Source organism: Bacteroidota bacterium, assembly GCA_016720935.1.
Classification (GTDB): Bacteria; Bacteroidota; Bacteroidia; order AKYH767-A; family 2013-40CM-41-45; genus JADKJP01.
In genome coordinates this window covers 428,812-440,774 of record JADKJP010000003.1, presented here as the reverse complement: position 1 = coordinate 440,774, position 11,963 = coordinate 428,812, and the positions used below count along the sequence as shown (strand labels likewise).

7 protein-coding genes and 3 pseudogenes are annotated in these 11,963 nt (G+C 42.2%); 2 read left to right on the top strand and 8 right to left on the bottom strand.

Annotation, left to right across the window (positions count from 1 at the left end; all coding sequences use genetic code 11):
* Positions 1–576 precede the first annotated feature (576 nt).
* Positions 577–747 (bottom strand): hypothetical protein, encoded by a 171-nt coding sequence (locus IPP86_04255; GenBank protein ID MBL0137727.1) that lies wholly within the window; start codon positions 745–747, stop codon positions 577–579.
* Between the two features lie 156 nt (positions 748–903).
* Here IPP86_04255 and IPP86_04250 point away from each other — a divergent pair, with 156 nt between their 5' ends.
* The gene (locus tag IPP86_04250; GenBank protein MBL0137726.1) at positions 904–1,065 is read left to right on the top strand and encodes a hypothetical protein; all 162 of its coding nucleotides are present in this window, start codon (positions 904–906) and stop codon (positions 1,063–1,065) included.
* 373 nt (positions 1,066–1,438) lie between these two features.
* Here IPP86_04250 and IPP86_04245 read toward each other — a convergent pair whose 3' ends face one another.
* The gene (locus IPP86_04245) at positions 1,439–1,651 is read right to left on the bottom strand and encodes a hypothetical protein (protein MBL0137725.1); all 213 of its coding nucleotides are present in this window, start codon (positions 1,649–1,651) and stop codon (positions 1,439–1,441) included.
* A 743-nt stretch (positions 1,652–2,394) separates the two neighbouring features.
* Positions 2,395–2,862 (bottom strand): FAD-binding protein, encoded by a 468-nt coding sequence (locus tag IPP86_04240; GenBank protein MBL0137724.1) that lies wholly within the window; start codon positions 2,860–2,862, stop codon positions 2,395–2,397.
* Positions 2,863–3,175: 313 nt separating this feature from the next.
* Between IPP86_04240 and IPP86_04235 the strand changes: the two genes are divergently transcribed.
* Positions 3,176–3,526 carry a NifU N-terminal domain-containing protein gene (locus IPP86_04235; GenBank protein ID MBL0137723.1) on the top strand — a complete coding sequence of 117 codons (351 nt, stop codon included), beginning with the start codon at positions 3,176–3,178 and terminating at the stop codon, positions 3,524–3,526.
* Between the two features lie 1,063 nt (positions 3,527–4,589).
* Here the strand turns inward: IPP86_04235 and IPP86_04230 are convergent.
* The 5 genes and pseudogenes from IPP86_04230 to IPP86_04210 all read right to left on the bottom strand — a co-directional run bounded on the left by IPP86_04230 (position 4,590) and on the right by IPP86_04210 (position 11,656).
* Positions 4,590–5,114, bottom strand: a pseudogene (locus IPP86_04230) (hypothetical protein).
* A gap of 316 nt (positions 5,115–5,430) precedes the next feature.
* Positions 5,431–6,677: pseudogene (gene odhB, locus IPP86_04225) on the bottom strand (2-oxoglutarate dehydrogenase complex dihydrolipoyllysine-residue succinyltransferase).
* A gap of 81 nt (positions 6,678–6,758) precedes the next feature.
* A pseudogene (locus tag IPP86_04220) lies at positions 6,759–9,507 on the bottom strand (2-oxoglutarate dehydrogenase E1 component).
* A 182-nt stretch (positions 9,508–9,689) separates the two neighbouring features.
* Entirely contained in the window at positions 9,690–10,385 is a 696-nt protein-coding gene (locus IPP86_04215; GenBank protein MBL0137722.1) for a hypothetical protein, read from the bottom strand.
* A gap of 401 nt (positions 10,386–10,786) precedes the next feature.
* A complete protein-coding gene (locus tag IPP86_04210; GenBank protein ID MBL0137721.1) occupies positions 10,787–11,656 on the bottom strand; it encodes a LytTR family transcriptional regulator in 870 nt (289 codons plus the stop codon).
* Positions 11,657–11,963: the final 307 nt, after the last annotated feature.

Below are 11,963 nucleotides of genomic sequence, written 5' to 3'. Positions count from 1 at the left end.
AACATTTATTCCGGTCCGTTAGATTTCTTTTTGTTCATGGTTTAGAAGCATTGCGATTCCGACTACAACAGCGATCGCGAAAAAGAAATTGAATCAAGCTGGATGTAATCTTCCGTTTTAATTTCGAGACGGTTTACGATGTACAGGAAACAAGACTTCCAGTCCTACTGAAACAACAATAATAATTAGGCGGCGCCTGTCTTTCATTTGATAGATGTATTGATTCAGATGGCAAAAGTAATCATTGATTTGAATGCAGCCTGAGAATTTCAAGAGTAAAACCGGGAATTTCCTTTGTAAATTGCTTTCAGATCAGATAACCAATAGATTACAACCTCTCCAGTCACTATAGTCTAGCGACCGATCACTTCAAAGTTGCCATCGGTTGTGCATTTTCCAAATCCTGGGTCGCGATGAAAGCACAGGAACCAAACTTGCAAGATTCACGGACATTGATGCCACCCAGTACCGGGGCTCAACACCGCAGTGGTCATTGGTGTCTCTCAGGAAAATTTTCATCCAGGGTGGAGTAAAACAAAACCGTCTCCTTTGAATATGCCTGAGACAGTAATTCCGTCATTCCATATTCTGAATGTATTGCAGGTACATCAAATCCTTTGCAAACATCATGTATTTCTTCTTCTGACCATTTCCTTTTCTCCCTTCTATCCCTCCTGTTTCCATCACAATGAGTTCCTGAAAACTATGGAAATGTTTTTCCGCGAAATCAAGCAATGCAAAAGTCACTCCCAGGAGAATTGTTTTTGTCTCTTAGCTTTTTAGCGATTTCCCAGAAGATCGGATAATTCAGCAGAATGTTTCAGATAAAACCACTATGAGGATTCTTGCTTTGACGGATCAGATCATCGGTCATCAAGATTAGCGGGATGAACCTTCCTGCCCATGCACAATAATAAGCGAACAATACCTTCAGCAAGTGGACCGCAAAACAATTCGAATCCTTTCAAGAAGTACGAGATTTCTGCAGATCAGGGAACAAAATGCCTGCTTACTTCCATTCCGGGTTGTTCCGCTGCTGCTGAAAACAGTATCGGAAATTCGTAAAGCCGGTGAGATCTCAAAGTTTTTGAAACGCAACAGAGAAATTTAAATTCTGCCGGATTTCCATACGTCTTTTCCAACGGGTCTCAGGGACGGGACGTACTTTCCATACACCGGATTAAATTCCACCTGGTGATGAAATCATTTATGAGCGAATGCAATTCATCGGTCTAAGTGAAAATATTTTTCGGATCAGTTGCCCTGCTGTTCCTTTCCACCTACAGCTTAATTGCTTTTTGTTGTTTCTGTGACGTGGATTATCTGTCGAATAATGTAAGCTAACATTTTGCTTTTGCCTTAATGCGAATTTTAATGAGATAAGCAAACAGTAATGAGATTCTGAGTTCGGCATAGTTTTGGAGAAAGTACCGTGCGTTCATACAGCTTCGGTTTCTCCATAAATGATCTTCAGATGATCCAAAGCATCACCAATCGCTGATTCAATCTCACAACGTTTAACATAGTTGCTCAACACATCCCGCAACTCGTGCAGGTTATGGGTGATGAGAACCATTTCATTGGGCTGGGTGGTTCCTTCTGCATCCCAAACCGGAACTTCTTTACTACTGAACGGAATTATATGTTGCAATCGCGTTCATTGCAGCGCGGGTGAGAAAACACAAGGCTTCCAACAGTGAATTAGACGCCAGCTTATCTGGTGTTCATGCACTGGTATAGTGGCACATTCTCCCCGCCGCATATAAATTTCAATGTTGCTGCGGCCGAATTCATCGACAACTATTCCTCCACAGATAGAGAGTTGGCGGTGTCAACAGGAACTGGCAAGTCTTTGAGAACGTCAATGCCAATGCTTTGGTACTTTTACTGATGTTTGGCATGCTCTACAAATTTACCGAAGGGAATGTGGCGGGCAATCCAGAAAAACAAATTCATCTCTGCCAATTTTCATTTCGTTATCAATCTCCGCGCGTGCGACAATATCGCGAGGCGCAAGAGATTTCCGTTCCCATATCGTACTTCTGCATGAACCGACACCATCTTGTGTTTTCAAACAGCCCGAAACCCCTTACAGCTTCGGTGATCAGGAATGATGATGTTCGCCGATTGTACAAAGCCGTTGGATGGAATTGAATAAACCCGCGTCCTTCACCTGCTCTTTGCCCGATAAACCATCGCGATACCATCACCGCAGCAATAACCGGATTGCGAGGCTTTGTAAACTTGTCCTGGCCCCGCCCGTAGCTACCAATGTCACTTTGCTAAGAATCGTTTCAAGGCTTTAGTCTGCAAGTTGAGGACATATGCTCCATAACATTCTATCCCTGCGTGCTGCGCATCACTTCTTTTCCAAGATGATGCTGCGTAATTATATCAACGGCAAAATAATGTGTAAATAGAAATATTGGGATGCTGATGGATCTGTTCCAGCAATGCACGTTCAATTTCATTTCCGTGCATCTTTGAAATGCAATACGCGATGCTCACTGTGTCCGCCTTCTTTTGCAAGATCGAACTTCCGGTTTCATTTTTATCAAACCTGGTTCCCCATTCGATAATCCCACGAATGCGCGGCCCTTCGGTAACGACCATTCTTACAATTCGTTCATCGCATAATCCGGCACCACATTCCAGAGTATCCTGAACATGTTTTTCAAAAGTATCCGACCGTGCATCACACCTGCAATCCCGCCCTGAGCATATTTGTATTGAATCTTCAGAGTTTGCTTTGGTGATAATGATAACCTTGCCATGTTTCGCCACTTTCAGAGCAAACGGTGGGTCCGGCAATCCCGCTTCCGATAACCAAAAATCTACTTTGTTTTGTGTAAAGGTAGTCATGTGGGATGGACGGGGTAAGGGGAGGAAAAACGGGAGACGAGGGACGGGGGGACGGGAGACAAGGGACTGCAATCCTTCTGAGGTTCTAGGTTGGAAGTCGGGAATCAGGAGTCGGGAGATTAAAACAATTTAACAACATTAACTAAGAAATCGGAACCCAATCGTCCTCGCCCCCGTCCTCGTCCCCAAAATAAATCGTATCTTTGCATTAGCTATGGAAATCAAAAAGTAATCACTGTTTATGCCGAGGCGACGCCGAATCCGGCGAGATGAAATTTGTAGTGAACCGCTACCTCCTTGAGGAAGGCAGTGCTTGAGTACACGTGTAGGATCAGGCAAAGAACTGCCCTTTTGGCCATGCAGCCTTTTGGGTTTTTACATTTCCGGCGTTTTTATCACGACAAATTTTGTAACGCTGACCAAAAACTCAGATGTGGACTGGTATGAAACCATGGGAATCTTCAGAGAGTTCATCAAAAGGTATCTGAAACCGGACAACCTTGTGTTTATCGGTCCGGTTGAACAAATTGCTGATCCGAAATCGACAGGACAAAAACTGCCTCTGCAATTGAAACCAAGATCATTGAAAACCTCGACGAATATGTTAAACCTGTCGAACAAGACGGCGGTGCGATTCGTTTCAAATCTTTTTCAGATGGTGTAGTTACATTAGTGATGGAAGGTTCATGCAGTGGCTGCCCATCTTCTTCACAAACATTAAAAGGCGGAATTGAAAAATTATTAAAAGCCTTGTACCGGAAGTGAATGAAGTTGTTGCTGAAGAAGGCTGATTATCTTAAAATCTTTTTTTCTATTTTTTCCAAAATCAAACTTGTCCAGCGAAAGGTATTTACGCCGGAAGGTGTGAACAGTTTGCCATAATTCCACGTAATCAATTTCCGGCAATTCAATTTTCGCGAAAGACTCAGGAGAAATAGTATCAACATCTGATTCCCTTTAATCGCGCAATCGTTATATGTGGAATCGATCCTGGTGTTGAATCTTTTATTGTCATGTATTGCTGTACTTCTGAAGCAACCTTTAGCTGATAAAACAGAAAAATTTTCTGATTTTTAAAAACGCCCAGAACATTGATGGCTTCTGCTGTGTCCGCGAAATTCTAATTGCTCAAATTCGAGATGAAAGGATGAATGTTGGACTGAGGACTCCCCGTATTTTTCTCTGATGAGAGGAATCTTCTTCTTCTACTTCACCTATAAAAATATTGTGATGTGCAGATTCTCTTCCGGTGCCCAGCGAAACCCTGCAGCATTTGCTGTATCTGGAAAACATTTGCTGCAATTGTTTCCGCAAATTCAATGGAAGAGGAAACTGCCAGAAATATTCGAACCATTTGTCAAAACATTAACTAAATCTGAAGATTTGCCATAATAAAAAGCGAGCAAAAAATTTATAACCTGGCATAGTGCTTATTAAAAAGAATATTAGTCATTACCTGATTAGCTCTTTACGGAAAAATCCAAATTATGATATTACAAAACCAAAGCAGACCAAAATAATACATCAGTTCATGGTTCTGGTAAATGAAAATTAAATTGAAACTTTGGTCCTTTTCGAAAACTATCTTCTTATTTGAAGAACGAGAAAGCTTTGATTTGTTTTTTCTTTTATTGAAGTATTCGGCAATTAATCTTCTTCCTCTTTAGTCAATTTATCCTGGCCACCGATACAATCAATATCCAAGTCAATTTTTATCGTCTTCATTTTTATTGATTTTGGAAATATTTGTCAATTAATATTTGCGCTGCTTTGGATTCAATAACTAATACCCTACCACCAATATGAACTGCACCAAGTGTCTTCACATAGTGACCAATTAACTGAGTCTTTGAAACGAAAGCAATATTTCCCTGATGTCCTCTTGAAAAGATAACTTACAGGCAAATGCTACCAAATTCCCAGCAACACCGGAATACATCTTGGATTTTCCTTTATTGAAAGGTGCACTCTCAACCAAAATGCATAAAAAACATGATCCACCTTAACTTCCAAACTGATTAATCCTGAATGATTGTGGAATTATTGATAATTGTCAATTTGTAAACTTCTCTGGCAGGATCACTAATTTCAGATTTCCAATTAAATGTCCAGCCATTTCCTTTGGTGATTGATTTCAAATCTAGTTTTGTTAATAGAGACACCTCTGTTTGAAAGATATCGCCAGTAACGACATTTTCAATTGAGTTTGTTAGCTTGTCGATAATAAAATCAAGCCCTTTTATCTTTTTCACCTAGCTAATTTACAAAAACAGACGATCATTTCCAAAGCAAATATTAGACATACATCTGATTTCTAGCATTTATTTGCAGTTTTATTTGTATTCGTGAAATCTACAATTCAAGTTTATTTAGAGATGACCCCTACCAATCTTATGCAGGGTTCCGAGGATAATGGAAGAGAACCTACATTAGAATTAGTTATGCCGCCACAATAATTTAACAAATTGAAGTTTAAGCGGCATTAATTACTTGCATGAAAAGATCTGAACCCCATTTGGGCTGGTTCAAATCCATTAACCATTGAAAATTTGATACAGATTAAACACTTTAAAGCCCCAGCAAAGTCTGCACCGGATCTTTGCCATGAAACAGCATCTTTGTTGGATCCTCCAGCATTTGTTTCACTTTAACCAGGAACCCGACAGACTCGCGACCGTCGATGATGCGGTGATCATAAGAGCGCGACATACGTGATCGGACGGATTTCCACCTTTCCATCGATAGCGACAGGACGCTCAACGATATTGTGCATTCCAAGAATCGCGCTTTGAGGAGGATTGATAATCGGAGTTGATAACATGGACCCGAAAACGCCACCGTTGGTAATCGTAAATGTTCCACCGGTCATTTCATCGATGGAAATCTTTCCATCACGAGCTCTTCCGCAAGCTCCATCACGTTGGCTTCGATCTGAGCCAGACTCAAAGTTTCTGCATTGCGAATCACAGGTACCATCAATCCTTTCGAGCGCTCACCGCGATTCCAATATCACAGTAATCATGATAAACCAGGTCTGTACCATCAATGCGTGCATTCACCGCAGGGAAAGCATACAATGCTTCACACACCGCCTTTGTAAAAAACGACATGAAACCCAGATTTACACCATGAGCTTCTTTGAATTTATCTTTATACTGTTTACGAATATCCATAATCGGACGCATGTCAACCTCGTTAAACGTGGTCAGCATTGCGGTTTCCTGCTTCACCGCAACGAGTCGTTCCGCAACTTTTTTACGGAGCATACTCATCTTCTCCCTGCGCTCATTGCGTTCACCACCCGGATTGAGAGGCGCGACCGCTGAAGCATTTGCCGGAACATTACCGGCATTGAGTACATCTCCCTTAGTAATTCTTCCACCTTTACCGGATGCACTTACCTGCGCCGGAGCGATGCCTTTTTCTTTCATCAGCTTTTCGGCAGCAGGAGAAGGAATGCCGGCAGCATAAGAAGCCGGTGCTACTTCTTTCGCAGCCACAGCAGGTGTCGCGACAGGAGCTGCAGTTTCATTTTTTGCTTTTGGCTTTTCCTCCTTTTTAATCTCAGGCGCTACTCCATCTGTATCGATAGAACAAACAACCGCGCCTACAGCGACAGTTTCTCCTTCTTTCGCAAGAATTTTTATTGTCCCTGAGGCTTCAGCATTCAGTGTCAACGTTGCTTTGTCGGAATCAATCTCACAGATCTCATCATCCTTTTCAACGTATGCGCCATCTTTGCAAATCCATCTTGCTATCTGAACTTCAGTGATGGATTCACCGGGGCTGGGGACTTTCATTTCGACTTTTGACATAGGAATAATTTTTTTCATTGCGTCTTTTGGGCTTTTGCCGAAAATATTTCGCGCAAAGACGCAAAGAGACGCAGAGGGATATTATTGAGAGATGGCTACTTTTTCGAAGACTCTGTTGAGGAGTTCCTTTTGTTCGCGTTCATGAGTTTTGTGAGATCCTGTGGCAGGACTGGCGCTTTCTGATCTGGCGATGACTTTGAAAGAAATATCCTGACAAGTCCTCAACAAATATGACCAGGCACCCATGTTGATCGGCTCTTCCTGCAACCAGATCCACTCTGTCGCTTTTGAATATTTTTTCTTCAAGGCGATCAATTGTCCGGCAGGGAAAGGATACAATTGCTCCAGTCTTACCAATGCGATATCATTTGCCTGATCTTTTTCTTTTTGTTCCAATAATTCATAGTACACTTTGCCGGAGCAAACCACAACTTTTTTAACCTGTTTTGCATCCGCGCTTACATCATCAATCACTTCGCGGAATCCACCTTTTGACAAATCATCAAAAGAAGAAACACAACGTGGATGACGCAACAAACTCTTTGGAGAAAAACAACCAAAGGTTTTCTGAACGGACGTTTTAACTGACGACGCAATGCATGAAAGAAGTTCGCTGGCGTAGTGCAATTCACAATCTGCATATTGTGTTCAGCACATAGGTTGAGGAAACGTTCCAGACGCGCGCTCGAATGCTCCGCTCCCTGGCCTTCATAACCGTGAGGCAATAACATGACGATGCCATTCATCCGGTTCCATTTGTCTTCGGCGCTGCTGATGTACTGGTCAATCACAATCTGCGCACCATTCATGAAATCACCAAACTGCGCTTCCCAGATTACAAGAGCGTTTGGTGTCGACATGGCATAACCATATTCAAATCCAAGAACCGCATATTCCGAGAGCAGAGAATTGTAAATAGAAAATGACGCCTGCTTTGGATCTACATTAGCAAGAGGTGTATACTGTTCTTCAGAATCCTCCACACGAACAACTGCGTGACGGTGAGAAAAAGTTCCACGTTCTACATCTTGTCCACTGAACCGGATAGGGAAACCGTCTTTCAGCAGTGTTCCATAAGCCAGTAATTCCGCCATGGCCCAATCTGCTTTTTCATCCGTGACAAGTTTTTTTCTGTCTTCGAATAAGCGGACTGTCTTACTGAAGAATTTTTTATCGGAAGGAAGTGTCGAGATTTTATTTCCGATATCGATTAAGATTTTTTTCTCTACTCCCGTTTCAGGAGAAGTTTCGAAATCGGATTCATTTGAAATGCGTAAACCTTTCCAGCTTCCTTCGAGGTGTGGAGAAACTTTCTTTTTACTTTTTGATTGTCGGGCTGTATCCAGACTAATCTGGAGCATGGCTTTGAATTCTTTTTCGAGCTCACGCGCCAGGCTTGCCTCCACTTCTCCCTGAGAGAGAAGTTTCGCATTGTACACTTCACGAGCATTCGGATGTTCCGCGATTGCTTTGTAGAGCAAAGGTTGTGTGAACCGGGGCTCATCGCCTTCGTTGTGACCATATTTCCGGTATCCGAGAATATCAATGAATACATCACGGTGAAATTTCTGTCTGAACTCCATTGCGAGTTCGATGGTGTAGACCAATGCTTCAACATCATCTCCATTTACGTGGAAGACAGGAGAGAGCGTGACTTTGGCAACATCCGTACAGTATGTACTTGAACGACCGTCGATATAATTTGTAGTGAATCCGATTTGATTATTCGTTACCAGGTGAATGGTTCCGCCTGTCCGATATCCTCTCAGCAAAGACATTTGAATTACTTCATACACGACACCCTGACCGGCGATTGCGGCGTCACCATGAATCAGAATGGGCGCGATCTGATCTTCATTACCACCGGGAGTGTTGTCAATTTTGGAACGCACAACACCCTGTACAATCGGATCAACCGTTTCGAGGTGAGAAGGATTTGGAGCGACACTGAGGTGGATTTTCTTTCCAGAAGTTGTGACAACATCACTGGAAAAACCAAGATGATATTTCACATCACCCGCGAATTCCATGTCATCGTATTCTGTCCCTTCAAACTCGCCAAATATTTCTTCATAGGTTTTACCAAGGACATTCGCCAGAACATTCAGTCGTCCGCGATGAGCCATACCGATGACAAATTCTTTAATCCCCTGCTCTGCTCCTTTTCAATAACAGCATCGAGGGCGGGAATCAGGGTTTCGCAACCTTCGAGAGAAAATCTTTTTTGCCCCACAAATTTTGTATGAATGAAATTTTCGAAAGCGACAGCTTCGTTCAGCTTTGTCAAAATCTTTCTCTTCTTTTCAATGGGAAAAGCAACAGCATTTTTTTTGCTTTCCATTTTTTGTTCGAGCCAGTCGACAATTTCCGGAGTACGGATGTATTTGTATTCTGCACCAATGGAAGCGCAGTATGTCTCCTCGAGATGGTTGACGATGTCTTTTAATTTTGAAGGACCAATACCGATGAGTGATCCTGCCTGGAAAACTGTTTCCGCATCAGCAGCACTCAATCCAAAATTTTCCAGTTCCAGTGTGGGAGTATACTTCCTCCGTTCGCGCACCGGATTGGTTTTCGTAAACAAGTGTCCGCGGTTACGATAGCCGTTGATCAGGTTTACGACATTGAATTCCTTCTGAAAATTTTCAGGAACAGCATTTTGCTTTGATGTTGTTGAGCCGGGAACATCATAGGAAGTCCGTGCAAACTCAAAACCTTCAAAAAATTTCCTCCAGCTTTCCGGAACAGATTCCGGATTTGTCAAAAACTGCTGATATTGAGCTTCAATCTGCGAAACATCCGCATTACCGAGATAAGAAAATTTGTCCATTTTAAAATGAGGGTGAGAGCGGACAAAGGTACGGATACTTTTTTAATGGATAGTTGAAGGTTTTTCGTTGTTGGTTGTTCGTTTTTCGTTATTGGTTTTTAGATTTTCTTTGTTCAGAACAGGAAATTCTTTTCAGAAAATGTTGTATCAATTTTCTGATTATGATCCATAAAAACTCATATTCACGCTTCCGGTTGAATCCTCACCTCCACTTCCTCGCGGATCGCTTTGCCTTTGGAGAATTTCCTGCGGTACTGTTTCATCCAGATCATCATGGCAGGCACTCCGATGATGGTTGGCCAGAGCCACTGAATACTCACCGGGAGCCATTCAAAATTAAAATTCACAGCAGAAAAGGCGGAAACGGCCGCGATGTAAGCTCCAATCATTCCACCCATGTGGCTGAAAAACCATTTTCCTTTTGTTTGCGCAGGTCTGACGAATGAAACAAGATCCCTGAGACTGTTGAGGGATCCGATTGTTCCGAAAACAATTGAAATTACCCCGAAAGAATCAGGAAGTTTTCCGATTCCGATAATCAACAAAGTCAGACAAAACAACGCGTTCAGAATTACAACGAACCAATCGATAAATGCCACGTCTTTCCAGCTTTTGATATTTTTCCGGTACAAGGAACGATACCCTGAAAAAGCCAGATAAAATGAAAACACCGCGACGAGTGTCAGGAATAAATTGTTGTGCATCGGTGCCATTACCAGGGCAGCTCCGCACACTCCTGCCATTGCCCAGAAAAATACTTTTCCCCATTTACGGTGGGAATCGCCGCCTTTTTTAACAGCCATAGCAACAGGTGCAACAAAAAATGCGGTAAAGCCGCAGACGATGTGGATGGTGAGGAAGAGGTTGAAGAGGGACATGAGAATGAGTTGTTGAGTTATTTGGTTATTGGGTTATTGGGTTATTGAGTTGTTGAGTTGTTGAGCTATTGGGTTATTGAGTTATTGAGTTATTGAGTTTTGAGTTAGAGTTGGTTGGTTATTTAGTTATTGGTAGTTATTGGCTGGGTTATTGAGTTTCGAGTTCGAGGCTTGGGGTTTGAGGTTTTTTGTTTTGTGAGGGCAAATTTAGGGGGCGAAAACAGGGGTGGCGGGGAATTGGGGGGAATGGTTGGGAATTGGGACAAAAAGGGAGCTTTGGGACGAATGGCTTAAAAATTCAGGCGAAATGGGAAGGTGGAAATATTAGAAAGACAAAAATTTGCCTTCATTTTCAGTCAGACCAATAAGTTGTTTTGAGAAATTTTTCTTTCCGGATGAAATCAAACCGACTTCTCCAGGCTATGCAATCGTTCATGCAACTCTTGTCCGGTTCGTCGGGCAACAGGAATAGTCTCATCAGTACCTGAAAAATGCAAACGATAGCCCTGTGAATTTCCTGAAACCGAGTCGACTTTGGTCAGGTTCACGAGAAATGAACGATGACAGCGAAAAACAAAAGGATGATTTAGCTGACTTTCTGTTCTTTTCAGACTGGATCGCAACAAAACGGATTTAACCTGTCCGTCTTTTCTGAAAATAATTTTAGAATAATTATCCGCTGATTCGATAAACAAAAGCGAAGATGAATCTACTTTCAAGGGCTCGTCCTTCTCATTTTCTGAAAGTAAAGTCCACTCTACCTGCTCGGGACGCTTTTCAATTTTGGATACTTCTTTTTCAATCTGTTTGGCCTCTTCCACATTGAGAGTAACGAAGCGACTGTAGTTCAACATCGTGGTGGAGCCCGCGACGACCACAGCGACTGCAACAGTTACAAATTGGAAAAACAGAAAACTTCTCCAGACCAATGGCAAACCGGTCATGATATGGGTGTACAACCAGTTACCGATTCCAATGCAGAAAAAAATAAAAACGAAATAGGCGATGTTTTTCCCTACCGTCCACTTCTCCTCCCTGAAAAAATTCTTAAAAATCAAGGGCAAAGGAATAATGAGCAGCACAACCAAAGTCGTTACGGCTCCATAACCAAGAATAAAAAGGTGAGTGTTATAAACCTCCACACCGGAAATGCCAAAGGGCTCAAAAACCCAGAGAAATGCAAAAACAATCAACCCGCTCACAAACGCCGCCCGGATTCCCTTCTGAATCTTCCATTCTTTTGGGTAGGGTTGGTTGAGGAGTTTAAACATTTTTAAGGTAGGGGATAATTGTTCGAGGTTCGAGGTTTAAATTATGAAAATTGACGATTTAAAGATAGTATTTGACTCTGAGTGGGCAAAAAGGTTCCGGGTTTCGGGTTCAGGGTTCCGGGTTATGTAGAACGCATCCTTTTCCTCTTATTGAATTAAACTTACAAGACAAATTAACAAATATCAATCTCTTTAGAATAAACATAAAACCCGGAACTCTGAACCCGGAACCAAAAACCCTGTTAAAAACAAATCCTCCCCCCTAAAAAAGTCTTTGAAATTTCCATATATCTTCGTAAGAACCAAA

What these genes read in the sequence shown, in the direction of transcription:
- IPP86_04250 (MBL0137726.1), top strand. Translation starts at nt 904, where the DNA reads ATGCACAATAATAAGCGAACAATACCTTCAGCAAGTGGACCGCAAAAC.
- IPP86_04240 (MBL0137724.1), bottom strand. Translation starts at nt 2,862, where the DNA reads ATGACTACCTTTACACAAAACAAAGTAGATTTTTGGTTATCGGAAGCG.
- IPP86_04215 (MBL0137722.1), bottom strand. Translation starts at nt 10,385, where the DNA reads ATGTCCCTCTTCAACCTCTTCCTCACCATCCACATCGTCTGCGGCTTT.
- IPP86_04210 (MBL0137721.1), bottom strand. Translation starts at nt 11,656, where the DNA reads ATGTTTAAACTCCTCAACCAACCCTACCCAAAAGAATGGAAGATTCAG.